We start from the raw sequence: 26,427 nt of genomic DNA, 5'->3' as shown, positions 1-26,427 counted from the left end.
TCACACAAGTTCACGTCAGGCGGCGCAGGTCCTCCAGATACCGCAGGACCGCGGCCACCCGGCGGTCCACCCGGTCCGTGGGGGCCAGGTCGAGCTTGGCGAAGATGCTGCGGATGTGCTTGTGGACCGCGCCGTCGGTGACCACGAGGCGTTCGGCGATGGCGCCGTTGCCCAGGCCCTCGGCCATCAGGGCGAGGACGTCACGCTCGCGCGGGCTGAGCCGTTCGAGGCGGCTGTCCTGGCGGGAACGCGTGAACAACTGCGCGACCACCTCGGGGTCGATGGCGGTGCCACCGCCCGCCACCCGGTGCAGCGCGTCCAGGAACTCCTCGACACGGCCCACCCGTTCCTTGAGCAGATAGCCGAGCCCGCCCACGCCCTCGCTCAGCAGCTCGGTGGCGAAGCTCTGCTCCACGTACGCGGAGAGCACCAGGACCGCGAGGTCGGGCCGGCGGCGCCGGGCCCGCACGGCGGCGACGATGCCCTCGTCGGTGTGGGTCGGCGGCATCCGCACGTCGAGGATGGCGACGTCCGGCTTGTGCTCGTCGATCGCGGTGAGCGCCTCGTCGGCCGTGCCCGCGGTGGCCACCACGTCCAGGCCCTCGGCGCGCAGCAGCAGGGCGAGCCCCTCGCGCAGCAGGGGGTCGTCCTCGGCCATCACGATCCGCATGGAAGCTCCACTTTCAGGGTGGTCGGGCCGCCCGGCGGGCTGGCCAGGGACAGGGTGCCGTCGTGGGCCGCGACCCGGCGGCGGATGCCGGTCAGCCCGGAGCCGCCGTGCTCGTCGGCGCCGCCCCGGCCGTCGTCCTCGACGCACAGGGTGAGACGTCCGCCCTGGCTGCGCGCCGTGACGGTGGCGTGCGCGGCGCCGCTGTGCTTGGCGATGTTGGTCAGCGCCTCGGCGACGACGAAGTAGGCGGTGGCCTCGACGGAGGCGGCGCACCGCGCGGGTACGTCGACGACGATCCGGCACGGCACCGCGCAGTCGGCCGCCAGACCGGACAGCGCGCCCTCGAGCCCGCGGTCGGCGAGGACCGGCGGCAGGATGCTCCGGGAGACGGTGCGCAGCTCGGCGAGGGCCTGTTCGGCGGCGGACTGGGCGCGTTCGAGGAGTTCGTCGGCGCCGGCGGGGTCGCGGGCGACCATACGGCGGGCCGCGCCGAGCAGGACCGTGACGGAGACGAGGCGGTTCTGCGCGCCGTCGTGCAACGACCTTTCGATACGGCGCAGTTCGGTGGCGTGGGCGTCGAGGGCGGCGGCCCGGGTGGCGGTGAGCTCGGCGACCCGCAGCGAGAGGTCGGTCTCCGGACCGGCCGCCAGCAGCGCGCGTCCCGGGCGGGCCTGCAGCCGGGCCATGCCGGGGCCGAGCCCGAGGAGGATCAGAATCCAGCCGATGCCCAGCAGGGCCACCGCGAGCGCGTCCGGCCAGGAGTGCGCGGTGCCGATCCCGATGGAGGTGGCGGTCGCGTCCTTCGGCGCCAGCTTCCAGTACAGGGGGAAGGCGCTGTCGCGCACGGCGGAGATCGGGAGCAGGACCCCGAGCAGCCCCACCAGCAGTCCCAGGGTGGCGTGCTGGGCCAGCCAGCGCAGTTCGCGTCGGGTGGTGGCGTCGACCAGGGCGGCGCGCAGCCGGGTGGGCGGCGGGTCGGGTGCCAGGACCTCGGGACCCCAGCGGCCCAGTCGCCGCCGCTCCCGCTCCGCCAGCGCGTGCAGGGCCCGCAGCAGCGCGGGCGCCATGAGCAGCCCCACGCCGGCCACGCCGGTCAGCGCGGCGACGGCCAGCCACAGCAGCACGAGCAGGGCCAGGAAGGCGGTGCCGAGCCCGGAGACGAGCTGCGCGATCGCGGCACCGGCGGAGCCCAGGGCCCGTACGACGGTGTCCTTGAGCCCGGTGTGCGCAGTCTCCGTCCGGACGGCCATGCGCGCCCTCCCTTCGTCGCGAAGGACCTTATGCCGCATGCCCGTTCGCCGTCAGCCGCGGGGCCGGGAAGTACAGCCTGCTGTACCTCGCACCGGGCGGGCTGCGGGATCGGCCCGGGGGGTGCCCGGTCCCTAGCGTCGAGGACGACAGCCGACCTCGGGAGGAACACCGTGCCGAACACCGACCCCTACCGTCTGACCAGCGCCGACACCACACCGTCTACCACCACCGTGAGCCGCGGCGAGGTGGCCCGCGCGCTGTTGTGGAGCCTGGTGGTGATCAGCGCCGTCGCCAACATGGCCGCCTCCTACGGCGACGCCAACACCTGGATCCATCTGGCGTGCGGCGCGGTCACCGTGCTGTGCGGCGGCACCCTCGTCGTGCGCAACCTGCGGGGCCGTCGGTGAACCCGGCGATCGCCCTGGACCGGGTCAGCAAGGACTATCCGGGGGGCGTACGGGCGCTCGACGAGGTGTCGCTGACGGTGGAACGCGGCATGTTCCTCGCGGTGATGGGGCCCTCGGGTTCCGGCAAGAGCACGTTGATGCACTGCGCCGCCGGGCTGGACTCGCCGACCTCGGGCAGTGTCCGCATCGACGGGCGGGAGATCGCGGGCCTGAACGAGACCCGCCGTACCGAACTGCGCCGGGAGCGCGTCGGGTTCGTGTTCCAGGCGTACAACCTGATCCCCTCGCTCAGCATCGAGGACAACATCACCCTGCCGCTGCGGCTCGCGGGGCGGACCCCGGACCACGACTGGCTGCGCACGCTGGTGGAGCGCGTGGGCCTCGCCGACCGGCTCACCCACCGCCCGGCCGAACTCTCCGGCGGCCAGCAGCAACGGGCCGCCGTGGTCCGGGCGTTGGTGGCCAGGCCGGCCGTCGTGTTCGCGGACGAACCGACCGGCGCGCTCGACCTGCGCAGTGCCCACGAGGTCCTCGACCTGCTGCGGGACCTCGTCCAGGACCTCCACCAGACCGTCGTCATGGTCACCCACGACCCGGCCGCCGCGGCCCGCGCCCACCGCGTCCTGGTGATGGCCGACGGCAGCGTGGTCGATGCCCTCGACAAACCGACGGCCCCCGAACTGGCCGACCGCCTGGTCATGTTGGGCGAGTCCTGAGCCGAGCCCCACGCGACCAGCCATCCCACGGATGTCCGCGCAGACAAGCGCCGCCGCCCGCGCCACCCCACGACCGCCCGCCGAGCGTCTCGCGGCGCCCGGGGCATGCGCCGCCCCCTCGCCTCACCGCCCCCTCGCCTCACCGCACGGACCCCCACCGCACGACGCTCACCGCCCGCCCCACCCCCGACCGAAAGGGAAATGAACCATGCTTCGTCTCGCCACGCAGATGGTCCGGCATCGGCTCAGCGCGCTGATCGCCGTGGCCTGTGCGGTGCTCGGCGGTGCCGCGTTGATCACCGCCACCGGGGTGCTCGCCGAGTCCGGGCTGCGGTCCCACCTGCCCGCCGGTCGCCTCGCGGGCGCGGACGTCGTGGTCGCCGCCGACCAGGAGTACCACCCGCCCGGCGACCTGCCGATCGCCCTCCCCGAACGCCGTACCGTCCCCTCCCGGCTGGTCGGCGAGCTCGCTCATCTGCCGGGTGTCACCGCCTCCGTCGGCGACCTCGGTTTCCCCGCCGCTCTCCTCGACGCCCACGGCCGCCCCGTACCGGCCGCCGATCCGCGGTCGGCGGGGCACGGCTGGTCCTCGACACGGCTGCTGACCAGTGCCCGGATCGACGGCAGCGCGCCCGCCGGGGCCGCCGAGGTCGCCGTCGACAGCGCCACGGCCGCCGCGGCCGGCGTCCGGCCGGGCGACCGCGTCCGGATCGTCGCCGCCGGACGCCAGGCCGCCGCCTACCACGTCTCGGCGCTCGTCGACGCCCCGGGCGCCGGCGTCTACTTCGCCGACCCGACGGCCGTACGGCTCTCCGGCCGCGGCGACCGGGTCGACCTGGTCGGCCTGCGCACCGCGCCCGGCGCCGGGGAACGGGTCGCGGCGGAGGTCCGTACGAAACTGAAGGGCACCGGCCTCGTCACCGCGACCGGAGCCGGACGCGGCGACCTGGTCGCGCCCGGCGAGGGCGCGTCCCGTTCGCTGCTGATCCTGCTGGCCGGTTCGCTCGCCGGGGTCATCCTGCTGATCACCGGGTTCGTCACCGCGAGCGCGCTCGCCGTGTCGATCGCCGGTCAGCGCCGGGATCTCGCGCTGATGCGGGCCGTCGGCGCCACGCCGAAGCAGATCCGCCGGCTGGCCGCCGCCCAGTCCACGGTGGTCGCGGCCGTGGCCGTCGCTCCCGGTGCGGGGCTCGGCTATCTGCTCGCCGGGCAGTTCCGCCGGCTGCTCGCCGACCAAGGGGTCATCCCCTCCGGACTCCCGCTCACCGTCAGCCCGTTGCCCGCCCTCGCCACCGTCCTGCTGATGGCACTGGCCGTGCAGCTCTCCGCCCGGGGCTCGGCGTGGCGCACCTCGCGGATGCCGGCGACCGAGGCGGTCGCGGAGTCGCGCAGCGAACCCCGCGCCCCCTCGCGGACCCGGACCCGGATCGGCCTGCTGATCGTGGTCGCCGCGACCACCATGTCGGTCGTCCCCCTGTTCTCCCGCACCGTCATCGCCGCGACCGCCACCTCCATCGCGGGCATCCTCGGCGCGATCGGACTGGCGCTGTCCGGTCCCGCGCTCGTCCGGGGCATCGGCGCCGTCGCGGCCCGGCGCACCCGCACCGGGGCCTCCGCGCCGACCTGGCTGGCGATGGCCAACGTGCGGGCCTACGCGCTGCGCAACGCGGGGATCGTCAGCACGCTGGCGATGGCGGTCGTGTTCGTGCTGACGTACACCCTCACCCAGACCACCGTGCTGGCCGCCACCGCCGACGACACCCGCACCGGCACCACCGCCCAACTGCGGCTGACCGCCCCGGCGTTGGGAGGGCTGCCGGAGGGCACACTCGCCGCGGTGCGCGGGACGCCCGGTGTGCGGGCGGCGGCGCCCGTCGGGTCGACGACCGTGGTGTGGCCGTACAGGATGCTCGGCGACACGGAGACCGACTCCGGCTCGGCGATGATCCTCACCCCGGACGCGGCGCACGTCCTCGACCTGGACGTGAAGGAGGGCGGCCTGGACCGGCTCACCGGCACTGCCGTCGCCGTCAGCAGCGACGTCGTCCGCTCGCGGGGCGCCGGGCTGGGGAAGCGGGTACGGCTGGTGCTCGGCGACGGCACCCCGGTCGAGGCGACGGTGGTCGCCGTCTACGGCCGCGGGCTGGGCTTCGGCACGGTGGCGCTGTCCCGGGACCTGGCCGCCGGACACACCACGACGCGGCTCGACCAGAGCCTGCTGGTCCGGACCGACGGCACGGCGGCCGCGCGGCAGGCCCTGACCGCCCTCGCCGCCGCCCGGCCGGGGCTGACGCTCGCGGAGACGGCTCCCGCGTCGGGCCTGCGGAACGCCCCGCCGGAGGTGTGGATCAACCTGGCCACCATCGTGGTCCTGCTGGTCTACCTGCTGCTCAGCATCGCCAACAAGCTGGTCGCCGCGACCGCACAGCGCCGGGTCGAGCTGGGCGCGCTGCGCCTCAACGGCACGACCCCGCGTCAGATCCGCACGATGATGCGCCGTGAGGCGGCGGTGACGGCCGCGACGGCACTCGTCACGGCCCTGCTGCTGTCGGCCGTACCGCTCGCCCTGCTCGGCCAGGGTTTCCTCGGCCGCCCCTGGCCGTCCGGACCGGTCTGGCTGCTGCCCGCGCTCGCCGTCACGGTCACCGCCACGGCGTTCCTCACCACGGAACTCCCCACCCGCCAGGCCCTGCGCACCCCGCCGGCCGACGCCATCCGGGCCCAGTGACCCCGGGTCGGGTCAGCCGTGGTTCCTCCGGGGCAGCGCACGGACCGCGAGTGCCGTGCACAGGGCGGCCATGGGCAGTTCGGCACCCAGGGCCATCGCGACGGCCGTGGTGAGTTCGGGGCCCGGCGCCGAGGTCGTCACGTCGAACCAGGCGTCGACAACCAGCAGCGCGGCCGTCGCCGTGGCCGTGAGACAGAAGCGGGGGTCCCGGCGCAGCAACAGCCGGCCGGTGGCGGCCAGACCGAGCGCCTCCAGGGCGTCGAGCCCCACCCAGGCGGCGGACCAGTGCCGGACCTGGGCCGTGTCCGGCAGGGTCTTCGCCAGGACGACGAGCCAGGGCACCATCGCGACACCGCAGCCGACGAACGCCGGCCCCAGATACCGGGACCGGAGCCCGGTCCCCGAGCGAGGTGCAGGGGACCTCAGCGGCGGGCGGTCCTGCACCGCCTGCCGGACTCCCGAGTCGTCCGTGTGCGCTGTGTGCATGGCGTCCTCACCCCGTTCGTGTTCGCCAAGTGCCGCCGTCCGACGGCCTGTTCACCAGCCTGGGCGTCGGGGCGGCGGCTGTCGGTAACGGCCGGGTCCGGGTTCGGGGTGGTGCCTGCTTCACCATGGATCCTGCGGACAGGTGCATGGTCCGGGCCCCACCCCGGGTCCTACGGTCGGTGCATGACACTCCCCTCCGCACTGGGGCCGCCCGCCCGTCTGCTGCGCCGCCGGATCGGGACGGCCCGGCGGGACACCGCCTTCCTCGCCTCGGGCGTGCTGCCGCATCTCGCCGCCGTACCGGCGTGGCTGTCTCTCGGCGCCAAGCCGGTCCTCAAGGCGGTCCACACGTGGGGCGTCCTCCTCCCCGGGCTCGTCTCGGTCTTCCTCCTGCTCCCGCTGCTCGCCCTCCCGCTGACTGCGGTCCAGCGGTGGCGGTACGCCGAACTCCTCGCCGTGGACATCCCGCGCTCCCCGTCGGCCGAAGGGCCGCGCCTTCGGCGGGCGTTGCGGCTGCTCGTCTCCGCCGAGACCTGGCGGCGGGTCGCCTACCACACCCTCCTGGGACCGGTCCTCGCCGTCGCGGAGGTGCTGGTGCTCGCGGTGTGGGGCGCGGGCGTCGTCTGCGCCACCGTCTATGCGTGGATGTGGGCGGTGCCGGACACGGGCGTCGCCGACCTGTACACGGTCCAGGCGGCGTACGTCACCGCCGCCGGGCTGCTGCTGCTCGCCGCCGCGCCCTGGTGCGCCGGGACGGTGACCCGGGTGGAGAGCCGCGCGGCACGGGCGCTGCTCGGGCCGAGCCGCGCCCAGCGGCTGGAGCGGCGGGTCACGGACCTGTCGGTGAGCCGGGCCGACCTGGCGGAGGCGGCCGACGCCGAGCGGCGCCGCATCGAACGCGATCTGCACGACGGCACCCAGCAGCGGCTGGTCTCCCTCGCGGTCAACCTCGGGCTCGCCCGGGCCACGCTCAAGGACCTGCCCGAGGAGGCCCGCCGGGTCATCGACGAGGCGCACCGCGAGGCCAAGGAGGCCATCAGCGAACTCAACGACCTGGTACGGGGGTTGCACCCCGCGGTGCTCGACGACCGCGGCCTCGACGCGGCGCTGTCCGGACTCGCCGCGCGGGTACCGTTGCCGGTGCGCCTGCACGTCGACCTGGACGGGCGGCCGGCGCCCGCCGTGGAGTCGGTCGCGTACTTCGTCGTCTCCGAGGCGCTGGCCAACGTCACCAAGCACGCCCGCGCCGGCCGGGTGGAGGTGACGGTACGGCGGATGGGGAGGGTGGTGCGGGTGCAGGTCACCGACGACGGGGTGGGCGGCGCCGACCCGGCCGCGGGCACCGGACTGACCGGGCTGGCCGGACGCGTCCGGGCCGTCGACGGCACCTTCCGCATCGACAGCCCGGTCGGGGGCCCGACCACGCTGGTCGCGGAGCTGCCGTGCGGGCGGTGATCGCCGAGGACTCGGTGCTGCTGCGGGTGGGCCTGGTCAGGGTGCTGCAGACGGCGGGCTTCGAGGTGGGCGCCGAAGTGGGCGACGCGGAGGCCCTGCTGGCGGCGGTCGAGGAGCAGCGGCCCGACCTGGCGCTGATCGACGTCCGTATGCCGCCCGGGTTCAGCGACGAGGGCGTGCGCGCGGCGCTGTCGATCCGCCGCCGGTGGCCGGGGACCGCCGTCGTCCTGCTCTCCCAGTACGTCGAGGAGCGCTACGCCGCCGACCTGCTCACCGCCGACACCAGCGGCGTCGGCTATCTCCTCAAGCAACGCGTCGCCGACGTCGAGGAGTTCGCGGCCACGGTACGGCGGGTGGCGGCCGGCGGTACGGCCCTGGACCCGCAGGTCGTCGCCCAGTTGCTGCTGCGCCGGGACAGCGACCCGCTGGAGCGGCTCACTCCGCGCGAGCGGGAGGTGCTCGCGCTGATGGCGGAGGGCCGGTCGAACGCCGCCATCGCCGAGGACCTGGTCGTCACCGACAGCGCGGTCGCCAAGCACATCAACAACATCTTCGCCAAGCTCGACCTGCCCCCGGCGGACGCCCACCACCGACGCGTCCTCGCGGTCCTGCGGTTCCTGGGCGCGACCCGGGGCTAGGGCGAAAGTCCCGCCTGCCCCGCGACGCCCGGCACGCTCCCCCACGCTCGAACCACCTCGCGCCGGGGGACCCCCATGACGCCGCAGGGCCCGCCCTCCGGGCGGACGGCGGGACTCTCGCAACAGGCCCTGGGGCGGGCCCGGCCGGCAGCCGAGCGCTGCCTCGAACTGCCTCGGGGTCAGTGCGCCGGTCGGCCGGTCAGGTCGTCCAGTTCGGCGGCGAACAGGCGTGCCGGGTCGAAGCCCATGCCGGTGAAATGGCCGGCGAGTTCCAGGGACAGCACGCCGTGCAGCCGGGTCCAGAAGGTCAGGGCGCGGTGCAGGACCGCGGGCGGTGCCGGATGGCCGCCCGCCCAGGCGCGATGGCCTTCGAGGTGTTCGTCGAACGGTGTCGCGGGGCCGGCCGGGGGCAGCTCGGCGCAGGCGTCCAGCAGCATCGCCATGATCTCGACCGCGATCGCGGTGATGTCCTCGGGCGCGTGGTAGCCGGGGACGGGCGTGCCGTAGATGAGGAAGTAGCGCTGGGGATCCTCCAGCGCCCAGTCGCGCAGGGCGTGCGCCAACGCCGTCACGTCGGTGCCGGACTCCGCGGTCGCGCGGAAGGTGTCCGCCAGGCTCCGGTACGCGTCCCGGACGAGCTCGGTGATCAGCTCGTCCCGCCCGCCGAAGTACCGGTACAGGGCCGGTCCGCTCATGCCCATCCGCTTGGCGATCGCGTTGAGGGACAGCGCCGAGGCGCCCGCCGTGGCGATCTGCTCCCACGCGTGTTCCTTGATCTCCGTGCGCACCTGGGCGCGGTAGCGCTCGCGGGGGCTCTTCGCTTCCGAACTCACCATAGTTAGAGGGTATCACTGAAGTTATTGACACTTCCGCTCTCGGTGGGTTACAACTTCTAACGAACACGAAAGCCAGTAACCAACCGAAGCGGTGGAGGTCGTCATGCGTACCGAGGAACTCGTCGAGGTCGTCCTGCCGGGCAAGGTCGAGCCCGAGGGGCTGCGGATCCGGCACGGAGCCGTCCCCACCCCGGGCCCCGGTCAGGTCCTGATCCGCATGGAGGCGACCGGCGTCTCTTTCGCCGAGCAGCAGATGCGCCGGGGCCGCTACTACGACCAGCCGCCCTTCCCCTTCGTCCCGGGGTACGACCTCGTCGGCACCGTCCAGAGCACCGGCGAGGGCGTCGAGCCGGGCCTGGCCGGCACCCGGGTGGCCGCGCTGCTCAAGGTCGGCGGCTGGGCGAGCCACGTCCTGGTCGACGCGGCGGACGTCGTGCCGGTGCCCGAGGGGATCGACGCGGCCCAGGCGGAGACCCTCGTCGTCAACGGCGTCACCGCCTGGCAGATGCTGCACCGCAAGGCCCGCGTCCGCGCCGGGCACACGGTCGTGGTGTACGGCGCCAACGGGGGCGTCGGCTCGGTCCTGGTCCAGCTCGCCCTGGCCGCGGGCGCGCGCGTCATCGGCACGGCGTCCGTACGGCACCACGACGCCCTGCGTGAGCGGGGGGTCGTCCCCGTCGACTACCGCGCGGCCGACGTCGCCGCCCGCATCCGCGAGTTCGCCCCGGGCGGGGTGGACGCCGTCTTCGACCACGTCGGCGGGCGCGGCATCGTCGACTCCTGGCGGCTGCTGGCCCCCGGCGGCACCCTCGTGTCGTACGGCAGCGCCTCCACCCGGGACGCCGAGGGCTCGAAGCAACTGCCCGTGCTGAAGCTGCTGGGCCGGGCGTGGCTGTGGAACGCGCTGCCCAACCGCCGCCGCGCCTGCTTCTACAACGTCTGGGCCGGCCGCGCCCTGGCGAAGAACCGCTTCCGCTCCCGGCTGCGCGCCGACCTCACCGAGGTCTTCGCGTCGCTCCGGCGCGGTGACCTCACCGCCCAGATCGCCGCTGAACTCCCCCTCACCGACGCCCCCGAGGCCCTGCGCCTGGCCGAGTCCGGCACGGTCGCCGGCAAGGTCGTACTGCGCCCGTGAGCAGGGTCCAGCCCCCTCACTTCGCCGGAACGCGGGACGGCCCGGGTGCGATGACCCGGGCCGTCCTTGAGCGGTGACGCACGTCAGCCGTGGCGGCTCGCCTTCGCGAGGGCCGGGACGAAGCGCAGGGCGTCCACCGTGCCGACGCCGGTGGCGAGGTCGTAGCCGTTGACCGCCTTGTAGCCGGTCACACCCTGGTAGCTGTTGTCCGTGCCGTCGTTGACGTCGACGACGCCGTTGCGCCCCGCGTGGTGGGCGTAGAGGCCGTACAGGGCCTGCTGGATGTTGCCCACCCGGTGGCCGGCCACCTGGTCGGCGAGGGCGACGATGCCCGCGAAGAGCGGGGTGGCCTCGCTGGTGCCGCCGGTGACGTCCCAGCCGACGGCGGTCGGGTCGTAGCTGGAGTAGATCCAGGCGCCGCCGTTGACCGCGGCGGCCATCGAGACGTCCGGGGTGCCGCGGCGGGCGCCGACGACCTTCTTCACACCGTTCTGGAAGGCCGGGCGGGTGAACACGTGGGACTGGCCGCCACCGCCGGAGCCGTAGTCGTTGTAGACGCTGTCCGGCTTGACGCGCTCGCCCTTGTCGTCCAGGTGCAGCTGCGTACCGCCGATCGAGGTGACCAACGGGTCCGAGGACGGCCAGGAGTTGACCCGCTTGTCGTAGTACGTCTTGCCGTCCAGCTGGAGGTCGGTCGCGCCGCCGTCACCGGAGGCGGCCAGCACCGTCACATGCTTCTTGTCGGCGTCCTTGAAGGCGTACCGCAGCTTCTTGATGCTGGAGAAGTCGCCCTTGTCGAAGCCGGGGAAGGTGTTCTCGGTGGCACCGAAGCTCTGGCTGATGACATCGCCGACGCCGTGGTCGATCAGGTGCTTCTCGGCGTCCATCATCTCCGGCAGACCGGTGGTGCCCTCGGTCTCGGAGACCGCCGTCTCCACCAGGACGATCTTGGCCGCGGGCGCCACCGCGTGCGCCATCTCGACGTCGAGGGTGCTCTCGCCGGCCCAGCCGGTCATGTCCTCGTTCTTGGGGTCGAAGACGGGGACGTTGCCCCACTTCACCACCTGCACCTTGGTGCTGGGCAGCCCGAACTGCCTGCTGTAGACGTCGAGATCGTGCTGCACGGTCGGCGAACCGTAGGAGTCGACGATGACGATGGTGCGTCCCTTGCCCGTGACGCCCTTCTTGTACAGCGCGTTCAGGTCGTACGCGGTGCGGTACTGCAGCGGGTTGTAGCAGTTGATGTGCCACTTGGCCTGGCACTGCTCACTGCTGAGCGGGCTGCTCACACCGTGGACCAGGGTGTGCCCGGCGACGGCCGGTACCGCCAGGGTGTGCGGTACGGCGGCGGGCGCGGCGGTCCCCAGTGCGGTGACCGCGAGGGCGGCGGCCGACGTGGCGGCCGCGAGGCCCAGCCCGGAACGGGCTATGTGCATGGATCCCCCTGGATTCGGAGTCTCACGAAGTGATCGCGATGTGATCGCGAGAGGTCTCCGCGCATCCCATCGAATGGGTCATGCACATATCAAGGTCATTGAACGGACGATTCCGAACCCTTTACCCGCGACGGACCGCCGGGTGGTGCTCCCTTGACTTCTGGTCAGCCGCCCTCCCGCTTGATCCACTCACTGCCGCCCAGTGGGTAGTCGTAGCCCGGCCGGTTGGCATCCGCGCTGGTACGGAACGGTGTACCCGAGTTGTCGATGTGGACCGTGCCGCGGCGGCTGCCGCTGGACCAGTCCAGGGTGAGGTCCCAGCGGACGTCGTACGCCGTGGTGTGGGCGACGACGTAGAAGACCTCCGGGTCGGACTCGCTGACCTTGTACGGGAAGTCGCGCTGGCCGCCCTTGACGGTGACCGTGGGGCTGCCGCCGTCGAGGGCGATGTCGAAGGACTTGGTGTCCACCCCGCCGCCGCAGCCGACGCCCATCGAGTAGTCGTTCCAGGCGAGCGGCGCGCCCTTGCTCAGGACGCGGACGTGCAACGCCTCCAGTACGACCGTCTCCGCGCCGGTCCCCTGGACGGTGAGGGCTATCTCCTGCTCGCCCGAGGAGACCGCCCCGTACGCGGCGGCCCAGCGCGGCGCGTCCTGCTCACTGGCCGGCGGTCCGACCTGCGCGGGTTCGCTGTCGACCAGGAAGTGCTGGCTGCACGGACTGTCGTAGACGTAGGGCCGGGTGCCGACGGTGAGCGGTACGGCGCCACCGGTGGCGTTGGCGGCGGGCTTCTCGGTGCTCCGCGCGCCGCCGCGCTTCGACGTGCCGGCCCCCGAACCCGCCGAGCCGGAGGGGGAGACGGAGGCCGACGCGCTCGCTCCGCTCGGGGACGGGGGCGCGGAGGACTTCCCGGCGTCCGCCGTGCCGTCGGCCCGCTCCGTCACCCCGGCCGGCCGCCGGGCGGCCGTGTCGTCCCCGCTGAACGGCTGCACGGCGAGCACCACGGCTCCCACCACGGCGGCCGCGGCGACGGAGGCGATCAGCGCGGTACGGCGGCCACGCCCGGGCCGACGCGACGGCACGGATCCGCCGGGAATGTCTACTACGACCGGCTCATCGTCGTCGACATCGGCCTGCTCCTGTGGGTGTGCGGAGGAGGAGAGTGACGTGACGGGCGGTGCGGCCGAACTGTCCGCAGTTACCGCGCTGTTGGAGCCCGCTGCCGGATCGGAACCGGTCACCGCTCTCCGGTCCGAGTCCGCCGGCGCGCCCTGATCCGTGTCCGCCGCCGCCTCGGCCGCCGTCCCCGCCTCGGCCCTGCGCCCCCGCGCCGCGTCCGCCAGGATCCAGCGCCGGTGCAGCTCCACCAGCTCCTCCGGAGTCGCCCGGCAGACCCTGGCGAGGCGCTCCACCGGCGCGTACTCGACCGGCACCGCGGTGCCGTTGCAGTAGCGGTGCAGCGTCGACGTACTCATGTGGAGCCGCTTGGCGAGCACCCCGTAACTCAGCCCCGAGCGGTCCTTCAACTCCCGTAGCAGCCGCGCGAACTCCTCGGTCCGCTCGGCCTCCGTTGCTCCCGACACCCGTTCCCCTCAACCCCCGCGTTCCAGTCGCGCGTTCCAGGGCCCCTGTGTTCGCCCTGGTCAGCGCCTGTTCCGGCGTTCCGGCGTCCCCAACTGCCCGCTGGGCGTGGCGGTTGGGACGGATCGCCGCACAAGCTTCGGTCATCCAATCACCACCACCACCCGAACACCGAAGGGCTCAGACGCATGTTCAAGCTCCGCACCTCCCGCACCCGTCTCGCCGGCGTCGCCGCGACCGCCGTTCTCGCCGCGCTCTCCCTGACCGCGTGCGGTGACGGGACGGGCGCCAAGAACGAGGGTGCCGCGAGGAGCAGCTCCACGAACGCTTCGTCGGACGTGGTTCCGGCCGGCTCCGTCGCCACCCCGCACCCCAGTGGCTCGGCGAGCGCGACGGCCTCGACGGTTTCCAAGAGCTCCACCCGCTCGACCGGTACCCGTTCGACCACCGCCCGTTCGAAGCGGACCGTGCGCACCCCCGCCCCGAAGGCCCCCGCCCCGGCCGGCAAGCCGGTCACCTGCGAGGGGTCCAACACCCGTACGGTCGCTGCCCCGTTGACCCGGCCCGTGAACCACATGCTGCTCACCGTGACCAACACCGGCAGCAGGACCTGCTACCTCTACGGCTACCCGGCCCTCCAGTTCACCGACGCCCAGTCCGTGCCCCCGGTCATCGAGGCGTCGAAGCCGCAGGCGGTCGTCACCCTCCAGCCCGGCGAGTCCGGTTACGCGTCGGTGAGCCTGTCCGCCACCGACGGCAGCGGCACCGACGGCCGCACGGTGAAGTCCCTCGCCGTCCACTTCTTCGGCCGCTCCCTGTCCGGGAGCGTCGGCGCCCCTGCCCACCCCGCGCTGCCGGCCAAGGGCGTCTGCATCGACGACTCGCTCGCGGTCAGCTACTGGCAGCAGTCGATGGACGACGCCCTCGGCTGGTAAGTCCGGCCGGGCTCCCCGCACCGTAGGGAAACAACAACCCAAACGTTTGGGCTCATCCATTGACCCAAACGTTTGGGTTCGTCATTCTGGCGTTCCGAAGGGGGAGCCGATGAAGCAAAAGAAGTCCGTGGTCCTCGGGTTCCTGGCCGGTGCCGTCGTCGCGGCCGGGCTGTGGGGTGCGGCGCGGGGGCTCGCCGGACTGGCCTACGACCAACGCAATGACAGAATCGTCCTGTTGTGGCTCCTGGTGACCGCCGTGGTGTTTCTCGCCATCGTGCAGATGAGCGAACAGGGCTGGATCGCGGCCCTGTTCGCCGTGGCGGTCTGCGCGATGCCGATGCTGCGTCTGCACGTGCTGCACCAGGAGGCGTTCCACGACCGCGGCCGGGTCGAACGGGCCGTCCTGACAGCCGAGTACGAGCAGAGCTCGATGGACGGCAGCAGTTACTCGTACGACGTGAAGGTGCCCGGCGCGACAGCGGTCGGCGGACTGGACACCGGTGCACAGCGGTTGAGAGTCGGCCGCACGGTGACCGTCACCGTCGACCCCCTCGGCGAGGTCGCCCCCGCCCTGGGCCGCCGTACGGGCGCGCCGACCGTCACCCGCGCCCTGGAGACGGGTGCCGAGGCGACCATGGCGTTGGTGGCCGTCGGGTTCGGCGCCTGGCGGGGACTGCGGCGCCCCGTGGTGGGAGAGCCGTAACGGCATCGCTCTCGAACCCTAGGCCGTCAGCCGAGGGACGGGCCGACCGGACCGCCCGTCGAGGCGCGGGCCATCAGCTCCGGGCGCAGCCGCTCGGAGCCGGCGCTCTCTCCGGCGATCAGGCGCACCAGCTGGCGTACGGCGATCCGGCCGAGGTCGGCCATGGGGGAGCGGACACTGGTGAGCGGGACGGGCAGTTCGGCGGCGAGCGGGGTGTCGTTGAAGCCGGCCAGGGCCAGGTCCTCGCCGAGGCGCAGGCCGAGGTCGCGGGCGGCGCCGATGGCCCCGATCGCGGCGAGGTCGTTGACGGCGAACACGGCGGTCGGCCGGTCGGGGCGGCCGAGCAGTTCCGTGGCGGCGCGATGCCCGCCGGTGGTGTCGAAGCCGCAGTGGCGGACGCGGTGGGATGGCAGGGGCAGCCCGGCCTCGCGGTAGCGGTCGGTGAAGCCTGCGGTGCGGTCGGCGCCCGTACTGGCGAACGGCTCACCCGCGATCACCGCGACGTCCCGGTGTCCCAGGGCCAGGAAGTGCTCGGCGACCAGCCGGCCGCCGAGCCGGTCGTCGCAGGTCACCGCCGGAAGACCGGTCCGGGTGCGGCGGTTGACGAGGACGAACGGGGCGCGTTCGAGCGCCGGGTCGGTGAGCGCGGCGCCGTCCAGATGCGCGTCCCCGATGATCAGGCCGTCCACCCGGCGGCCCAGCACCATCGCGATCCGCTCGCGCTGCAGGGCGGGGTCGTCATGGGTGTTGGTGACGAAGGTCGACAGGCCGTGCTCGGTCGCCTCCTCCTCCACGCCCTCGTAGATGGTCGCCACGACGATCTCGGACAGCCGGGGGAACAGCACGCCGACGAGGTTGCTGCGGCGGGTGCGCAGGCTGGTGGCGTGCGGGTTGGGCCGGTAGCCGAGTTCGTCGGCGAGTTCCCGGATCCGCCGGGCGGTGTCGCCGGAGGCGGCGCCCTTCTGCGCGTCCGCCGGGCCGTTGAGCACCCGCGAGACCGTCGAGACATGCAGCCCCAGGCGCGCCGCGATGCCCTGCAACGTCACCGGCCGTCCGTCACCCGCCACACCCGACACCTGCTCACCGCCACCCGATCCGCGCGCCTCGTCCCCCCCATTCTCACCGGCGGCCCGCTCGCTCCGCCCCGGGGTTCAGCGCACCGGGAAGCCGAAGGAGTAGCCCTGCCCCTTGAGCCAGGGGAGGATCCGGCGCAGCGCCTCGACGGTCTGGGAGCGGTCGCCGCCCGCGTCGTGGAAGAGGAGCGTCGGACCGTTCGGCACTTCCCGCTGGACGGTGGCGACGATGGCGTCCGTGCCCGGCCGCTCGAAGTCCTTGGAGTCCACGTTCCAGCCCAGCGGCCGCATGCCCCGGGAGGCGGCCAGCTTGCGGCTGTAGGGGGTGAACGCCCCGCCGGGCGCCCGGTAGTACATCGGCCGTACGCCCCCGGACGCCTCGGTGATCATGCGCTCGGCGTCGAGTATCTCCCTGGACTGGTAGGCCTCGGGCTTCTTGTCCATGGTGGTGTCGTGCGAGACCGAGTGGTCGCACAGCCGGTGGCCGGCCGCGACCACCTTCCTCACCAGGTCGGGGTGGGCCTGCGCCTGCGTCCCCACCATGCAGAACGTGGCCTTCACCCCGTACTGCCGCAGCACGTCGAGCACCTGGGGCGTCCACACCGGGTCGGGACCGTCGTCGATGGTGATGTTGACGCCGCGGGCGCCCTTGTCGGAGGCGTGGACGATGGTCACGGCCACCGGCTTGACCTCGGTGTTCCGCTTGGCCGACGCGTTCGTCCGCGGCGACGACCCGTTCACGGCACCCGCCTGCGCGGTCCACACCGAGGCCCCGGCGGCCAGCAGCGTCACCCCGAGCGCCGCGCCGATCACCTTGCCGTACCAGCCCCGCCCACCGACGTGCCGTGCCATGTCCGCCCCGCTTCCGCTCAGTTCCTCGCCCGCCCTCGGCCGCGCTGCGGCCACCTGGCAGGACGAGCGGAGCGGACCCGGGGATGCGTCCGTTACGGATCACGGACAATTCCGGGGGAGTTCGCGGACAACCCGCTCGGCCCGGCGTGCGGCCGGTCCGGAATAAACTCCTCTCATGTCGAACCCAGATGAGCTGCTTGTCGCCATCTCCGCCGCGGTGGAGTCCGAGCGGAGCAATCAGATGGCGCTCACCGTGGTCGTCGGCGGTGCCGTCATCACCGGCCGGCTGGCGCCCGAGGCCGTGTGGCGCGAGCGGGTGGCGGAGGTCCTGAAGAACTCGGACCGCCTCGGCCCGTTCTCCGACGTCTTCGCCGGCCCACCGCGAGCGAAGGGCCCCGCACGCGGCGAGGCGCCCACCCATCTGCACTTCCATCTCGCCCGGATCCTGCAGGGCAGCCTCGGGATCCCGGAGACGGGCGGCATGTACCGCGTCGCGATCAAGGACGTCAGCGCGTGGACGGTGGGCGACCTCACCTACACGGACCGCTGAGACGCGCGCCCGGCCCGGTGCCGTGCGTGACGGGGCCGCGGATCACAGGGGGTGCCAGACCGCCCCCGTCCCGTGCGGCCGTACCCGGCCGAAGACCACGTCCGCGAAGCGGATGCCGAAGCCGAGGGTGTCCGGGCGCAGGAGCTCGGCGATCAGCAGGCGCCGGTCGTGTGCGGAGCGGGCGGGGTCGGCGTCGGGGACCGCGGACCACTCCGGGTGCCGTATCTGCAGTGAGGAGACCAGGGCGTCTCCGAAGGCGAGCAGCCGGGTGCCGTGGGAGGCGATGACGAAGCCGCCCTGTTCGGCACCGTCACCGGGCAGGGCCAGGGCGTGGACCCCGGGGAAGACCTCGTCGCCCGCGAGCACCGGCCTGGTCCGGGGTCCGAGGGCCGCCACCGCGGGGTCACGGGGGTCCCACGCGGCCTTGTGGATCACGAAGTCGGCCTGCGTGAACAGGGGCGGGTCGACGCACGCCCAGCCGGTGCGGTCGGGGCGGAGGCGGGTGAAGGCCACCGTCTCGATGTCCTCGGGCGACCGCCCCAGCAGGGACAGGTTGCCGGGCAGCGAGCCGCCGTGCACCGCGCCCCGGCCGGGGTCGCCGGGGTCCTCCGGCACCGCGCGCGGACCGAACCCCGCGTCGATCAGCAGGGCCCGGCCGCGGAACTCGACGAGCAGGCCGCCGGTGTTGGCGACCAGCCGCCGGGTGTCGTTGAGGTGGGCGCCGTACCCGCTCCCGGGGCCGTCGGCGGTCCCGGGCGGCGTCCCGGCGGGCTTCAGCAGCATCGCCCCGTCGGGCACGTAGCTGACCTTCAGCTCCCCCACGCGCAGGGTGCGCACGGCGGAGGGCCGGCGCAGTCGGCTGTCGTTCACGGATGCTCTCCTCGCGGGCCAAGGTGCCCGGCGCGGCTCGGACACGGGGACGGCGCGGCCGTCCGCCGAGTGGCGGCGGACGGCCGCGCCGGGTGCGCGGACGGTGCCGGCGGGCGATGCCGTGTGCCGGACACGGGACGGCCTACGCCGCGGTCCGCTTGCGCAGTACGGTCCCCACGAGCAGGGCGCCGACGAGGGCGACGACACCGGCCGTGACCATGCCCGCGTGCAGTCCGCCCAGGATGTCGGCGCGGGACGGAGCGGCTCCCGAGGAGAGGGCGTTGGTGCGGGCGGCGGCGATCGCGCTCAGACCCGAGACGCCGATCGCGGCCACGTACTGGGGCAGCTGCGACAGGCCGCCGACGACACCCTGGTCCTCCTCCGTGACGCCCGTGGTCATGACGGTGATGAACGACACGACGCTGAAGACGTGGCCCAGCCCCATGACCGAGGACGTGACGAGCAGGGCGGCCAGGTTCACGTCCTGGGGCAGGGCGAACATCGCGACCGTGCCCACGCCCTGGATGAGCAGGCCCGCGGCCAGCACCCGCACCCCGCCGAACCGGCCCAGCAGCTTCGCGACGTACATGCCGCCGAGGGTCGCCGCCGCGCCCTCGCCGAGGTAGCTCAGACCGGCCTGCAGGGCGGTGAAGCCGAGCACGTCCTGCATGTACAGGCTGAGCAGCACGGTCGTACCGGCGCACATGCCGAAGGTGATGACACCGAACAGCCCCGACCACTTCACGGACGGCCGGTTCAGCACGGACAGCGGCACCAGCGGCTCCGGGTGGCGCCGCTCGACCAGCAGGAACGCGGCCAGCAGCACCAGGCCGCCGACGATCGGGCCGAGGGCCGCGGGGCGGGTCCAGCCCTGGTCACCGCCGGTGGAGATGCCGTAGACCAGACCGAACAGGCCGAGCGTGGCCAGGATCGCACCCGGGATGTCCATCCGCCGGGCGGCGCCGGACTCGTGGATCGACGGCAGGGCGAGCGCGCCGGCCAGCGCCACGGCGCCCATCACGCACAGCGCGACCATGGTCCAGCGCCAGCTGAAGCCGTTGGTGATGACACCGCCGCCGAGCGCGCCGAGCACGAAGCCCAGCGACATGACGGCCCCGTTGAGGCCCAGGGCGCGGGCGCGCTTGGGCCCTTCCTGGAAGTAGCCGGTCATCAGCGCGATGGCGGCGGGGGCGATCATCGCGGCGGCGGTGCCCTGGCCGATGCGGGTGGCGATCAGCATGCCGGGGCTGTTCGCGAGGGCGGCGCCGAGCGAGAACAGGGTGAACACGGCGACGCCGAGGGTGAACAGTCGCTTGCGGCCGATCAGGTCGGCGACCCGGGCGAACAGGGGCAGCAGGCTCGCCGACGGCAGCAGACTGGCGGTGGCCACCCACTGCAGGGTGCCGGCCGAGGAGAACCCGAGGGCGCTGCCGATGTCGGGCAGGGCGACGGTGACGATGGAGAAGTCCAGGCCGCACATGAAGGTGGCGCAGCACAGGGTGATCAGCACCAGCCACTCCCGTGTCCCGAAGGCGGAACCTTCGGCGGCGGGCCCGGGCGGTGCGGCGACGTCGTGCGTGGGGTGGGCGGGGGGTGAGGATTCGGTGACGGCCATGAGCGGTCCTTCCTGGCGATCCGGCTTACCTGATCAGCTTCGAATCGGGGGACCTGCGCAACAAGGACGATCTGTGCAACGATCGATTCGCTGAGCTCATCGTTCGAGGTCGCGGAAGTGAGGGGCGCGGGAGAGGCGGTCATGGAACGCCAGGAGATCGAGATTTTCCTGACCCTCGCGGAGGAGTTGCACTTCGGGCGGACCGCCGAGCGGGTGGGCGTCTCGCAGAGCCGGGTCAGTCAGACCATCGCCCGGCTGGAGCGCCGTGTCGGCGCCAAGCTGTTCGACCGCACCAGCCGCCAGGTCACCCTCACCCCCATCGGGGAACAGCTCAGGGACGACCTCGCGCCCGCGTGGCGGGGGGTCGAGGAGGCCGTGGCGAGGGCCATGGCGGCCGGGCGGGGCATCACCGGCTCGCTGCGGATCGGATTCTCCGGCGCGTTCACGGGCCATCTGCTGCACAGCCTGGCGGAGGTGTTCGGACGCCGGTATCCCGGTGTGGACGTCCAGATACGGCAGGTGCAGATCTCGGACCCCTACGGCCCGCTGCGCGCCGGGGACATCGAGCTGCAGGTCACCGAACCTCCGGTGGCCGAGCCCGATCTGACGCTGGGTCCGGTGCTGGTCTCGCAGCCGAGGGTGCTGCTGATGGCGTCCACGCACCCCTTCGCGCGGCGCGACGCGGTGAGCGTGGAGGACTTGGCGGAGGCGACGCTGCTGACGGTCGCCGGTAACGTGCCGGCGCACTGGCTGGACCATCACTTCCCGCGGCAGACGCCGTCGGGGCGGCCCATTCCGCACGGGCAGGCCATGACGCACTGGGAGGACGCGCTCTCGCTGGTACTCGCGGGCAAGGGCGTGACACCGGTGGCGGCCGCCGGCGCGCACTACTACAGCCGTCCGGGCCTGGTCTTCAAGCCGTTCACTGACGCCCCGGGCATCGACTACGCCTTCGTGTGGCCCACCGGCCACGAGACGGCCCGGTTACGGGCCTTCGTCCGGGTCGCCATGGACGAGGTCCGCGGGCTGGGCGGCCCGACGCGGGCCGTGGAGAGCCTGTGGACGGACGGGGACGCCGGCACCTGACCGGACGCCTCAGCGCAGGGCGCCGGCGCCCGCGGCGGCGAGGTACCGCTGGTCGGGGCTGTCCTGCAGCATGACGTGGTGCAGGGTGGTGGTGGACGGTGACGGGGGGATGCCGAGGTCGTCGGTCATACGGCGGTGCAGCGACTGGTAGACCTCCAGCGCCGCCGCCCGGCGGCCCGAGGCGTACAGCGCCCGCATCAGCTGGGTGTGCAGGTTCTCGTGGTACGGGTGCTCGTCGACCAGGGCGACGGCCTCCCCGACCGCCTCCTGGAAGCGCCGGCACAGCAGCAGCGCGTCGATCCGCACCTCGCAGGCCGCGAGGTGCGCCTCGTTCAGCACCCGGGCCTGCACGGTGAGCCGGCTGCCGTGCCGGACGTTGCCGAAGGGCGCGCCGCGCCACAGGGCCAGTGCGTCGCTCAGCACCTCGGTGGCGGTGTGCGCCTCGCGCTTCTCCAGCAGCCCGCGGGCCTCCAGGACCAGCCGCTCGAAGCGGGGGCGGTCCCAGTCCTCGGGGCGCAGCCGCAGCACATAGCCGTTGCCGTCGGTGACCAGCCGGTGCTCGGCGATGTCGCGGACACTGGTGCCGGCGCCGGCGGCGAGTGCCTTGCGTATCGCCCCTATGTACGTCTGCAGTGCGGTCGTCGCGGTCCGGGGCGGCTCGCCGTCCCACACCTCGCTCAGCAGCGCCGGCACGGACACCCGGTGGTTGGCCTTCGCCATCAGCAGGGCCAGCACCTGCCGCTGTTTGGGCGCGCTGGGGGTGACGTCTCGCCCCTGCTCGCGGATGTCGATCGGTCCAAGGACGCGGAACTCCACAGCCACTCCTCAAGGTTGGGTGTCACCGCCCGGCGCGGCCTGCGGTGTACGGGCGAACGGATCGGCGGGAGCCCGGCCTCGCTGCGGGGTTCCCGTGGTGCTGGGTGGGGGGTGCGGGGGGAGGGGGGAGACCGTCGGCCGACGGTCTCGGCCCGGGTACGGCGGTCAGCCGCCGCCCGGTGCCGGACACGCGGCGTGCCCGAGGCTGCGGTGCGCCGAGGCGACGGAGACCAGCGTGGCGTGGCGGTGCCAGCCGGGGTAGGACCGGCCGGCGAAGTCGTGCAGGCCGAGGTCGGCCTCGGTGTCCCCGATCCGTACGGCGCTCGCGGAACCGATGACGTCGAGGGCGCGGGTGTCCGCCTCGGGCAGGTTGGTCAGCCAGATCCGGTCGGGCCGCGGCCGGGAGCCGGTCCAGACGCCGACCAGCAGGCCCGCCCCGGCCCCCGGCAGCAGGACCCGCACGGTGCCGAGCCGGGACCGACCCGGGGCGAGGGGGCCGTCGGCGGCCGGTCGGGCGCGCCGCCGCAGCAGGTCGCCCGCCGGCTGCGGGGCCGGGGTGGGCGCCGCCAGGTCCGCCGGGTGGGGGCCGTCGGCCGGGGCCGGTGACAGGGGCAGGGTGTCGGGTACGGCCACGATCCACTCCAGACCACGGGCCTGCAGGCCCGCGATCACGGGTTCGGCGTCGATGTGACCGTCGGTGTGGACGACCACCGGCGCCATCCGCGGTGTGTTCCGCGCCAGTTGGGCCGCGAGGGAGAGGCAGAGCTCGGCCACGGTGGCGTGCCCGGTGGACTCCGGTATGCGGGCCTGCTGCCGCAGCGCCGCGTCCTCGGTCCAGCGCCGCGGAAGATACAGCCGCCAGTCCACGGACAGGTCGCCGAACGCGCCGGAGTGGAAAGCGCCCACGGCCAGCTGGCAGTTGACGGTGCGTCCGAAGGCGGGCACGAAGCGCCGGTGGACACCGGCGGACAGCGCGCCCCGCTTGGGGATGACCACGGGGGAGAGCGTCCAGACGTGCGCGGCGGTCTGCTCGGCGATCCAGCGCGCCAGTTCGGCGCGGACCGGCCGCCACGGCCAGGCGCTGTCGTTGACGAACTGCTGCAGCGACTGGGGCGCCGTCGGGGAGGACGTCACCGAGGCCGCTATGCGCCGCAGCGTCTTCTTCCCCGGGGTGGCCAGCAGCCCCCTCAGATAGACGTCGGCCCAGCGCCGTTGGTCGGCCCGCGGCAGATGGGCGAACAGCCGCTGGGCCGGGGGGATCCGCGTGGTGGCCGTACCCATGGACGGGCTCCTCTCTCCCGGTGGGCCACAAATATACAGAACATTCTCTATGTTTCTAGTCCGGACTTCCGGACGGAGCGGGGCGCCGTGGTGCGCGCAAGCCTCTGAGCTGCGACAGGAGGGATCCGCCGGGTGCGGGGAATTGCATACGGAACAAGGCGTTCCGCCGACGTGAGGGGTGGTCAGTCCCCGGCCGGGCCAGGGGTGTTCGCGGGGGCGAGGAGGGCGCCCAGGGCCTTGAGGGCCTGGGCGAGGCTCTCCTCGGGGGCGTCGCCGGTGACCGGCCGCAGCGCGTCCGGGGCGGCGGAGGTGGCCTCGACGCCGAGCAGGACGTGGGAGAGCAGCGAGGTGGCCGCGAGCGGGGTCAGTCCGCTGTCCGGGCGCCTCTCGTACCAGGCCCGCTCCAGTGCCTCGCGCAGTCCGGGGGCCCAGGAGTCGTACCAGCCGTGGCCGGCGGCGTGTCCTTCGCGGGTGAGCCGGGCGGCGGCGCGGACGGTCCGGGCGGTGCGCAGGGCCGAGGCCAGTGCCAGCACCTCGTCGAGCACGCCCTGCAGTCCCGGTGCGGGCGCGGTGGCGTCGAGGAGTTCGCGGGTGGTGGCGGCGCCGGCCTCCTGGACCGCGTCCGCGAGGGCCGACTTGCTGGGAAAGTGGAAGGTCAGCGCGCCCATGGTGACCCCGGCCGTCCTGACGATCCCGTGCAGGGAGGTGCCGTCGTAGCCGTGTTCGGCGAACTCGGCGGCCGCGGCCTCGATGAGCCGCTGCCGGGTCTGCTCAGCCCTCTCCTGCCTCGCCACGTGCGCCTCGTCCTTCCTCCCGCCCCCGTGCGCCGCGGCAGGTCCGCGACAGCACCACGATAGGTCAAGAGATTCCCAAGAGATCCGGAGAACGAGCAGCTCGGAACGTTCTTGGCAGGTTGGCTGATAACAGCTGCCCCATCCGGCTGACTCTCCGGGTGACGGCTGTTTGACTGGGTGTCATGATCGAACAGACGTGCGTAATGGACGGCCGAGTGGTCATGGTCACCGGGGCTTCGTCGGGCATCGGCGCGGCGGCGGCCCGGCTCTTCGCCGAGCGCGGCGCGGCCGTCGTGCTCACGGCCCGCCGGGAGCGGGAACTCGCCTCGGTGGTCGAGGAGATCGAGGCGAAGGGAGGCCGCGCGACCCACGTTCCCGGCGACATACGCCGCGGTGAGGACGTCGAACGGGTCGTGGAGACGGCCGTGGAGCGCTACGGCCGCCTGGACGCGGCCTTCAACAACGCCGGGCACGCCACTCTCGGCACCGATCTGCACGAGATGTCCGACGACGACTACGACGCCGTCATGGACGTCAACGTCCGGGGCGTGTGGAACTGCATGCGCCACCAGGTCCGCGCCATGCTCCGCACCGGCGGCGGCGCGATCGTCAACACCGCCAGCGTGGCCGGACTGATCGCCACGGGTGTGGGCGCGCCCTATGTGGCCGCCAAGCACGCGGTGATCGGCCTGACCAAGGCCGCGGCGGCCTCGTACGGGGACCGGGGCATCCGGGTCAACGCGCTGGCCGTGGGCAGCACGCTCACCGAGATGATGGAGGCGGCCGTCGCGCAGATGCCCGGGGTGGAGCAGACGTTCTTCGCGCGTGCCGTCCAGAAGCGGTTCGCCGCCCCGGTGGAGATCGCCCAGGCGGCACTGTGGCTGTGCAGCGACGCGTCGTCCTTCGTGACCGGCGCGACCGTCCCGGTCGACGGCGGCACGCTGGCCGTCTGAGGCGACGTACGACCGTCCGGGCGGGGCGTGTGAGTTGGCGTACGACCGTCCGGGAGCCCGCGGACCGTCCGGGGCCCCGTTCCCGCGAGGCGCCCGGACGGTCCGGGGTGGGCCGTGCCTAACGGGACGCCGGCACCGGCGTCCCGGCTCCCGCCGGCCACAGCGTGCCGGCCGTCGCCTCCTCGTCCAGGGTGCGCAGCAGCGGCTCGTCGATCTCGTCCAGCGCGTCGACGAGGTGGCGGACCCCGGCCCGGCGCATCAGTTCGGCCTGGTGGCTGTGCTCGAAGCGGGTGGGGCGGCCGATGAACGGCGCTCCGAGGGCGCGCGCCGCCTCGGCGACCCGGGCGACGTCGTCGACGAAGAGCACCTGGCCGTGCTCCAGGCCGAAGTGCGCGGTGATCTCCCGCAGTCCGGGGCGCACGTCGTTGGTGCAGAGGTAGTGGGGCGGGGTGAACAGGTGGGCGAGGGCGCCGAGATGCTCGTCGAAGTGGGACTTGGCCAGGCCGCCGTAGCAGACCACGTCCAGCCCGGCGGCGCGCAGCCGCCCCAGCAGCGCCCCGGCTCCCTCGGTGACCTCGACGGGGTGGTCGGCGAGGTAGGCGGCGCGCTCCTCGAAGTAGGCGGCCAGTGCCTCCTCGCCGGTCAGCGACTGCGGCACCGCCGCCGCCATGGCGCGGCCGGCGTCGGCCTGCCGCTGCGAGAAGACGCTGCGCTCGACGTCGGCCGAGTAGACGCCGCCGCGGCGGGTGACGAACCGGTGGATGAGCGGGCTGAAGGTGTCGTTGAGCAGGACGCCGTCGATGTTGACGGCGGCCAGTCTCAGCCGGTGCGGACGGTAGGTCATGATCGGGTTCCCTCCCCTTGGCCGGGCGCGCTCAGGGACGTCCACAGGGACAACGCGCGCTCCTCGCTGTTCTCGATCCTGTCCAGAGCGGGGCCGGTGGCGATGCCGGGCAGCAGCAGCCGCCACATGTTCACCGTGCGGCGGGGCAGGTCGGCGCGCCGGGAGACCACCTGCGCGAACTCCTGCATGCCCGTGCACGCGCCGACGACGAACTCGGCCAGCTCCTCGATGCGTACGTGCTCACGCAACTCGCCCTCGGCCCGCGCCACTTCGAGGCACTCCTCGAAGCTGCGGGCCCAGACGGTGTACGGCGTGGCGTCCTGCAGGCCGAAGGCGGCCTGCTCGCCGGTGAGCCGGACGCCGGCCCGCAGCAGCGGGTCGGCCTGGAGCGAGTGCGACCAGATGAGGGTGATGTCCACCAGGCGCTGCAGGCCGGTCGTGGGCACGTGCGGCTCGATGGTGCTGCGCTGGGCGTTCATCACCTCCATCGCGAGGTTCTGCTTGTCCTTGAAGTGGAAGTACAGCGCCCCCGCGGTCACGCCCGCACGCTGCAGGATCTTGTTGATCCCGGCGCCGGCGTAGCCGTACTCGTCGAAGACCTCCGCGGCCGCCTTCAGGAGCTGCTCTCGGGTCTGGATCGCGCGCTCCTGCTTGGGTGCGCGATGCGTGTTCGCTCGTGTCATGGCTGCGTCCCGGTCTCGACAAGAAAAAGAACG

General features: G+C 73.4%; 26 protein-coding genes. 11 read left to right on the top strand and 15 right to left on the bottom strand.

From position 1 onward, the window contains the following. Positions 1 to 10: 10 nt before the first annotated feature. A complete protein-coding gene (locus tag ACWCQ1_RS07585; protein ID WP_133044069.1) occupies positions 11 to 670 on the bottom strand; it encodes a response regulator transcription factor in 660 nt (219 codons plus the stop codon). Further along, positions 658 to 1,920: a sensor histidine kinase gene (locus ACWCQ1_RS07580; RefSeq protein ID WP_358597696.1), complete on the bottom strand. Its 1,263-nt coding sequence runs from the start codon at positions 1,918 to 1,920 to the stop codon at positions 658 to 660. Before ACWCQ1_RS07580 ends, ACWCQ1_RS07585 begins: the two co-directional genes overlap by 13 nt. Before the next feature lie 171 nt (positions 1,921 to 2,091). Here ACWCQ1_RS07580 and ACWCQ1_RS07575 point away from each other — a divergent pair, with 171 nt between their 5' ends. The 3 genes from ACWCQ1_RS07575 (at position 2,092) to ACWCQ1_RS07565 (ending at position 5,772) form a co-directional block, all read left to right on the top strand. Continuing rightward, a complete protein-coding gene (locus ACWCQ1_RS07575; protein WP_165954851.1) occupies positions 2,092 to 2,328 on the top strand; it encodes a hypothetical protein in 237 nt (78 codons plus the stop codon). Then, on the top strand, positions 2,325 to 3,044 hold the full coding sequence (locus ACWCQ1_RS07570; protein ID WP_358597699.1) for an ABC transporter ATP-binding protein: 720 nt from the start codon (positions 2,325 to 2,327) through the stop codon (positions 3,042 to 3,044). The genes ACWCQ1_RS07575 and ACWCQ1_RS07570 overlap by 4 nt, the downstream gene beginning before the upstream one ends. 208 nt (positions 3,045 to 3,252) lie before the next feature. Beyond that, entirely contained in the window at positions 3,253 to 5,772 is a 2,520-nt protein-coding gene (locus ACWCQ1_RS07565) for an FtsX-like permease family protein (RefSeq protein ID WP_451026043.1), read from the top strand. 12 nt (positions 5,773 to 5,784) lie between these two features. On the opposite strand, the gene ACWCQ1_RS07560 is transcribed toward ACWCQ1_RS07565, so the two are convergent. Continuing rightward, complete coding sequence (locus ACWCQ1_RS07560; protein WP_358597705.1) at positions 5,785 to 6,258, bottom strand: hypothetical protein; 474 nt, start codon at positions 6,256 to 6,258, stop codon at positions 5,785 to 5,787. A 183-nt stretch (positions 6,259 to 6,441) separates the two neighbouring features. On the opposite strand from ACWCQ1_RS07560, the gene ACWCQ1_RS07555 reads away from it, so the two are divergent. Next, on the top strand, positions 6,442 to 7,713 hold the full coding sequence (locus ACWCQ1_RS07555; protein WP_358597708.1) for a sensor histidine kinase: 1,272 nt from the start codon (positions 6,442 to 6,444) through the stop codon (positions 7,711 to 7,713). After that, the gene (locus tag ACWCQ1_RS07550) at positions 7,701 to 8,351 is read left to right on the top strand and encodes a response regulator (protein ID WP_133044074.1); all 651 of its coding nucleotides are present in this window, start codon (positions 7,701 to 7,703) and stop codon (positions 8,349 to 8,351) included. The genes ACWCQ1_RS07555 and ACWCQ1_RS07550 overlap by 13 nt, the downstream gene beginning before the upstream one ends. A 179-nt stretch (positions 8,352 to 8,530) precedes the next feature. On the opposite strand, the gene ACWCQ1_RS07545 is transcribed toward ACWCQ1_RS07550, so the two are convergent. Next, on the bottom strand, positions 8,531 to 9,187 hold the full coding sequence (locus ACWCQ1_RS07545; RefSeq protein ID WP_358597711.1) for a TetR/AcrR family transcriptional regulator: 657 nt from the start codon (positions 9,185 to 9,187) through the stop codon (positions 8,531 to 8,533). Positions 9,188 to 9,290: 103 nt separating this feature from the next. On the opposite strand from ACWCQ1_RS07545, the gene ACWCQ1_RS07540 reads away from it, so the two are divergent. Then, a complete protein-coding gene (locus tag ACWCQ1_RS07540; RefSeq protein WP_358597713.1) occupies positions 9,291 to 10,322 on the top strand; it encodes a medium chain dehydrogenase/reductase family protein in 1,032 nt (343 codons plus the stop codon). Between the two features lie 83 nt (positions 10,323 to 10,405). On the opposite strand, the gene ACWCQ1_RS07535 is transcribed toward ACWCQ1_RS07540, so the two are convergent. Continuing rightward, a complete protein-coding gene (locus ACWCQ1_RS07535) occupies positions 10,406 to 11,758 on the bottom strand; it encodes a S53 family peptidase (protein ID WP_358597716.1) in 1,353 nt (450 codons plus the stop codon). A gap of 164 nt (positions 11,759 to 11,922) precedes the next feature. Further along, positions 11,923 to 13,341, bottom strand: a complete 1,419-nt coding sequence (locus ACWCQ1_RS07530; protein ID WP_451026042.1) for a helix-turn-helix domain-containing protein — start codon at positions 13,339 to 13,341, stop codon at positions 11,923 to 11,925. 186 nt (positions 13,342 to 13,527) lie between these two features. Here ACWCQ1_RS07530 and ACWCQ1_RS07525 point away from each other — a divergent pair, with 186 nt between their 5' ends. Together ACWCQ1_RS07525 and ACWCQ1_RS07520 are read left to right on the top strand one after the other, a co-directional pair. Next, positions 13,528 to 14,274: a DUF4232 domain-containing protein gene (locus ACWCQ1_RS07525; RefSeq protein WP_451026041.1), complete on the top strand. Its 747-nt coding sequence runs from the start codon at positions 13,528 to 13,530 to the stop codon at positions 14,272 to 14,274. Between the two features lie 109 nt (positions 14,275 to 14,383). Beyond that, complete coding sequence (locus ACWCQ1_RS07520) at positions 14,384 to 14,977, top strand: hypothetical protein (protein WP_358597724.1); 594 nt, start codon at positions 14,384 to 14,386, stop codon at positions 14,975 to 14,977. Between the two features lie 26 nt (positions 14,978 to 15,003). Here ACWCQ1_RS07520 and ACWCQ1_RS07515 read toward each other — a convergent pair whose 3' ends face one another. After that, the gene (locus tag ACWCQ1_RS07515) at positions 15,004 to 16,044 is read right to left on the bottom strand and encodes a LacI family DNA-binding transcriptional regulator (protein ID WP_358597727.1); all 1,041 of its coding nucleotides are present in this window, start codon (positions 16,042 to 16,044) and stop codon (positions 15,004 to 15,006) included. Between the two features lie 84 nt (positions 16,045 to 16,128). Beyond that, positions 16,129 to 16,902 (bottom strand): polysaccharide deacetylase family protein, encoded by a 774-nt coding sequence (locus tag ACWCQ1_RS07510; protein WP_358597730.1) that lies wholly within the window; start codon positions 16,900 to 16,902, stop codon positions 16,129 to 16,131. Positions 16,903 to 17,077: 175 nt separating this feature from the next. On the opposite strand from ACWCQ1_RS07510, the gene ACWCQ1_RS07505 reads away from it, so the two are divergent. Beyond that, complete coding sequence (locus tag ACWCQ1_RS07505; protein ID WP_133044084.1) at positions 17,078 to 17,452, top strand: hypothetical protein; 375 nt, start codon at positions 17,078 to 17,080, stop codon at positions 17,450 to 17,452. Positions 17,453 to 17,494: 42 nt separating this feature from the next. On the opposite strand, the gene ACWCQ1_RS07500 is transcribed toward ACWCQ1_RS07505, so the two are convergent. Continuing rightward, positions 17,495 to 18,322: an MBL fold metallo-hydrolase gene (locus ACWCQ1_RS07500; RefSeq protein ID WP_451026040.1), complete on the bottom strand. Its 828-nt coding sequence runs from the start codon at positions 18,320 to 18,322 to the stop codon at positions 17,495 to 17,497. Positions 18,323 to 18,464: 142 nt separating this feature from the next. Further along, positions 18,465 to 19,937, bottom strand: a complete 1,473-nt coding sequence (locus ACWCQ1_RS07495) for an MFS transporter (protein WP_133044085.1) — start codon at positions 19,935 to 19,937, stop codon at positions 18,465 to 18,467. Positions 19,938 to 20,078: 141 nt separating this feature from the next. Here ACWCQ1_RS07495 and ACWCQ1_RS07490 point away from each other — a divergent pair, with 141 nt between their 5' ends. Further along, the gene (locus ACWCQ1_RS07490; protein WP_358597739.1) at positions 20,079 to 21,023 is read left to right on the top strand and encodes a LysR family transcriptional regulator; all 945 of its coding nucleotides are present in this window, start codon (positions 20,079 to 20,081) and stop codon (positions 21,021 to 21,023) included. Between the two features lie 9 nt (positions 21,024 to 21,032). Here the strand turns inward: ACWCQ1_RS07490 and ACWCQ1_RS07485 are convergent, their stop codons facing one another. The 3 genes from ACWCQ1_RS07485 to ACWCQ1_RS07475 form a co-directional block, all read right to left on the bottom strand. Beyond that, complete coding sequence (locus ACWCQ1_RS07485; protein ID WP_133044086.1) at positions 21,033 to 21,839, bottom strand: AfsR/SARP family transcriptional regulator; 807 nt, start codon at positions 21,837 to 21,839, stop codon at positions 21,033 to 21,035. Between the two features lie 165 nt (positions 21,840 to 22,004). After that, on the bottom strand, positions 22,005 to 23,120 hold the full coding sequence (locus ACWCQ1_RS07480) for an IS701 family transposase (RefSeq protein ID WP_451026039.1): 1,116 nt from the start codon (positions 23,118 to 23,120) through the stop codon (positions 22,005 to 22,007). A gap of 182 nt (positions 23,121 to 23,302) precedes the next feature. Then, the gene (locus ACWCQ1_RS07475; RefSeq protein ID WP_358597746.1) at positions 23,303 to 23,914 is read right to left on the bottom strand and encodes a TetR family transcriptional regulator; all 612 of its coding nucleotides are present in this window, start codon (positions 23,912 to 23,914) and stop codon (positions 23,303 to 23,305) included. Positions 23,915 to 24,096: 182 nt separating this feature from the next. Here ACWCQ1_RS07475 and ACWCQ1_RS07470 point away from each other — a divergent pair, with 182 nt between their 5' ends. Continuing rightward, positions 24,097 to 24,867 (top strand): SDR family NAD(P)-dependent oxidoreductase, encoded by a 771-nt coding sequence (locus ACWCQ1_RS07470; protein ID WP_358597749.1) that lies wholly within the window; start codon positions 24,097 to 24,099, stop codon positions 24,865 to 24,867. 118 nt (positions 24,868 to 24,985) lie between these two features. Here the strand turns inward: ACWCQ1_RS07470 and ACWCQ1_RS07465 are convergent, their stop codons facing one another. After that, positions 24,986 to 25,711 carry an HAD family hydrolase gene (locus tag ACWCQ1_RS07465; RefSeq protein ID WP_358597752.1) on the bottom strand — a complete coding sequence of 242 codons (726 nt, stop codon included), beginning with the start codon at positions 25,709 to 25,711 and terminating at the stop codon, positions 24,986 to 24,988. Further along, positions 25,708 to 26,394: a ScbR family autoregulator-binding transcription factor gene (locus tag ACWCQ1_RS07460; protein ID WP_133044091.1), complete on the bottom strand. Its 687-nt coding sequence runs from the start codon at positions 26,392 to 26,394 to the stop codon at positions 25,708 to 25,710. The genes ACWCQ1_RS07465 and ACWCQ1_RS07460 overlap by 4 nt, the downstream gene beginning before the upstream one ends. Between the last annotated feature and the right edge of the window lie 33 nt (positions 26,395 to 26,427).

Source organism: Streptomyces sp. NPDC002144 (assembly GCF_053593695.1).
This window is presented reverse-complemented; position numbering and strand designations above follow the sequence as displayed.

Coding starts and splice junctions, on each gene's coding strand:
- ACWCQ1_RS07495 (WP_133044085.1), bottom strand. CDS start 19,937: ATGGCCGTCACCGAATCCTCACCCCCCGCCCACCCCACGCACGACGTC.
- ACWCQ1_RS07520 (WP_358597724.1), top strand. CDS start 14,384: ATGAAGCAAAAGAAGTCCGTGGTCCTCGGGTTCCTGGCCGGTGCCGTC.
- ACWCQ1_RS07560 (WP_358597705.1), bottom strand. CDS start 6,258: ATGCACACAGCGCACACGGACGACTCGGGAGTCCGGCAGGCGGTGCAG.
- ACWCQ1_RS07465 (WP_358597752.1), bottom strand. CDS start 25,711: ATGACCTACCGTCCGCACCGGCTGAGACTGGCCGCCGTCAACATCGAC.
- ACWCQ1_RS07545 (WP_358597711.1), bottom strand. CDS start 9,187: ATGGTGAGTTCGGAAGCGAAGAGCCCCCGCGAGCGCTACCGCGCCCAG.
- ACWCQ1_RS07505 (WP_133044084.1), top strand. CDS start 17,078: ATGTCGAACCCAGATGAGCTGCTTGTCGCCATCTCCGCCGCGGTGGAG.
- ACWCQ1_RS07460 (WP_133044091.1), bottom strand. CDS start 26,394: ATGACACGAGCGAACACGCATCGCGCACCCAAGCAGGAGCGCGCGATC.
- ACWCQ1_RS07510 (WP_358597730.1), bottom strand. CDS start 16,902: ATGGCACGGCACGTCGGTGGGCGGGGCTGGTACGGCAAGGTGATCGGC.
- ACWCQ1_RS07565 (WP_451026043.1), top strand. CDS start 3,253: ATGCTTCGTCTCGCCACGCAGATGGTCCGGCATCGGCTCAGCGCGCTG.
- ACWCQ1_RS07585 (WP_133044069.1), bottom strand. CDS start 670: ATGCGGATCGTGATGGCCGAGGACGACCCCCTGCTGCGCGAGGGGCTC.
- ACWCQ1_RS07525 (WP_451026041.1), top strand. CDS start 13,528: ATGTTCAAGCTCCGCACCTCCCGCACCCGTCTCGCCGGCGTCGCCGCG.
- ACWCQ1_RS07470 (WP_358597749.1), top strand. CDS start 24,097: ATGATCGAACAGACGTGCGTAATGGACGGCCGAGTGGTCATGGTCACC.
- ACWCQ1_RS07555 (WP_358597708.1), top strand. CDS start 6,442: ATGACACTCCCCTCCGCACTGGGGCCGCCCGCCCGTCTGCTGCGCCGC.
- ACWCQ1_RS07480 (WP_451026039.1), bottom strand. CDS start 23,120: ATGGGTACGGCCACCACGCGGATCCCCCCGGCCCAGCGGCTGTTCGCC.
- ACWCQ1_RS07535 (WP_358597716.1), bottom strand. CDS start 11,758: ATGCACATAGCCCGTTCCGGGCTGGGCCTCGCGGCCGCCACGTCGGCC.
- ACWCQ1_RS07490 (WP_358597739.1), top strand. CDS start 20,079: ATGGAACGCCAGGAGATCGAGATTTTCCTGACCCTCGCGGAGGAGTTG.
- ACWCQ1_RS07540 (WP_358597713.1), top strand. CDS start 9,291: ATGCGTACCGAGGAACTCGTCGAGGTCGTCCTGCCGGGCAAGGTCGAG.
- ACWCQ1_RS07580 (WP_358597696.1), bottom strand. CDS start 1,920: ATGGCCGTCCGGACGGAGACTGCGCACACCGGGCTCAAGGACACCGTC.